The sequence below is a fragment of the Thermomonospora echinospora genome, assembly GCF_900108175.1.
Lineage (GTDB): Bacteria > Actinomycetota > Actinomycetes > Streptosporangiales > Streptosporangiaceae > Thermomonospora > Thermomonospora echinospora.
Map to the genome: position 1 here is coordinate 1 of NZ_FNVO01000062.1, position 1,517 is coordinate 1,517.

Sequence of the window (1,517 nt, forward strand, 5' to 3'; positions counted from 1 at the left end):
CAATCTGGTCCGACCCTTCCCGCCCCCGACAAGGGCCAGGACGACGAGGGCCAGGACGACCGCGCCGCGTCGGCCGAGACGCCCACCCCGCCGCCGGTCGACGCCGTGGTGGCCACCCGGCACGACACCACCCACGAAGCCGCCGCTGCACGCGGAGCCGCCCACGCCCGAGCCCTCCTGGCCGCCGCACGCCGTCGACGATCCTGACCGGCAAGTCGGAGCAAGCCGACGATCTTTGACCGACGCCTATGGGGTCTTGCCGCTGAGGTAGGCGCTGAGGACGACGCGGACGAACTCTGAGCGGTTGCCTGCGGTGTACCGGTTCGCGCGGTCGTCGAGGACCTGCAGGTCTGCGATCGTGGGGGGCCGGATCGGTACTTGCACGTTGGGGGCGGGGCGTGTGCTGGTGGGTCTGCCGCGCACCGATCGCCGGGAGAACAGCGAGCCGGGGGACGGCGCGGCCGGATGGCCCTTGAACAGATCGGGCAGGTGGGCGTCGAGCGCGTCCACCGCGTCGAACAGCACGTCGGTGTAGGTCCGGCCGCTGCCGGCCGCGGCCTTCTTCAGCTTGGTCCGCAGCCTGGACGGGATGTAGACGATGACGGGCTTGGCGGCCTGGCCGTCGCTGCCGTCCTCCGCCCGGCCCTGAACATGGTCGTCGCTCTGGACATGGTCGTCCTGGCTCCGAGGGCTGGCGGGTGGGGGACCGTCGTTCGCCGCGGGCGGCGTCTCGGCGGCGTCTGCGGGGGCCTGCCGGTCGGCCGCGGCGGTCCTGTTCCGCGGGTTCAGGAAGCTGAGGTCGGCGCCCTTCGGCTGGATCGGCTCCTGGCCCAGCTTGGGCCTGCCGTCGGTGGTGTCGTCGGAGCTCATCGTGCGGCGGCCTGTTCCCGGGCCGACAACAGACCGAACAGCTCTTGGGCCAAGTCGCGGAAGTCGTTGGCGAGGTTCTGCGACGTGCTCGCCGGGCCGCGCTGGATCGGGACGCCGCTGCGGAGCTGCTCGTACCAGGCGGGCCCGGACGCCACATCGCGCTCCAGCTCGTGCGCGAGCTGCCCGCGCTCGCGGATGTCGAACGCCGGCGCTTCCAGATGGCTGATGACCGTGTCGAGTACCGGCGCGTCCGGGCCGAGCACCTTGCGGATCTCCTCCAGCGACTTCTTGCGGATCTGGGTGGCTCCCTTGCCCGCCCCGTACAGGTACACCCCCAGCAGCTCCAGCTCGGGGTTCAGCTCCCACGCTGCCGACATCAGCGTCGCGACCTTGCCCAGGCCCCGGCGGCTGGACGCGTCGCTTCTGAACGGGATGGCGACCCACCGGGCGGCGGCCAGCGCGATCTCCTGGATCTGCGGTTCCCCCGGCGGGCAGTCCAGCAGGATGAAGTCGTAGTCCTTGCCCGTTGAGGCCAGGGCGCGGGCGAGCGCGAGGACCGCCTCGGCGCCGTTGCGGCGCCGGCGGGACTCCAGCATCGCGACCATGTCATGGAGCTCGTCCCCGCCGGGCAGGACGTCCAGGTTCTC

At 72.1% G+C, this 1,517-nt stretch carries 3 protein-coding genes; 1 reads left to right on the forward strand and 2 read right to left on the reverse strand.

Annotated features, from left to right (window positions below; all coding sequences use genetic code 11):
* Positions 1–207: hypothetical protein (locus C4U03_RS42355; RefSeq protein ID WP_235018415.1), on the forward strand; the 207-nt coding region annotated here is incomplete at its 5' end.
* Between the two features lie 39 nt (positions 208–246).
* Here C4U03_RS42355 and C4U03_RS39635 read toward each other — a convergent pair.
* Positions 247–870 carry a hypothetical protein gene (locus tag C4U03_RS39635; protein ID WP_103945026.1) on the reverse strand — a complete coding sequence of 208 codons (624 nt, stop codon included), beginning with the start codon at positions 868–870 and terminating at the stop codon, positions 247–249.
* The coding region (locus C4U03_RS39640; protein WP_103945028.1) for a ParA family protein at positions 867–1,517 on the reverse strand (651 nt) is incomplete at its 5' end. The genes C4U03_RS39635 and C4U03_RS39640, both read right to left, overlap by 4 nt.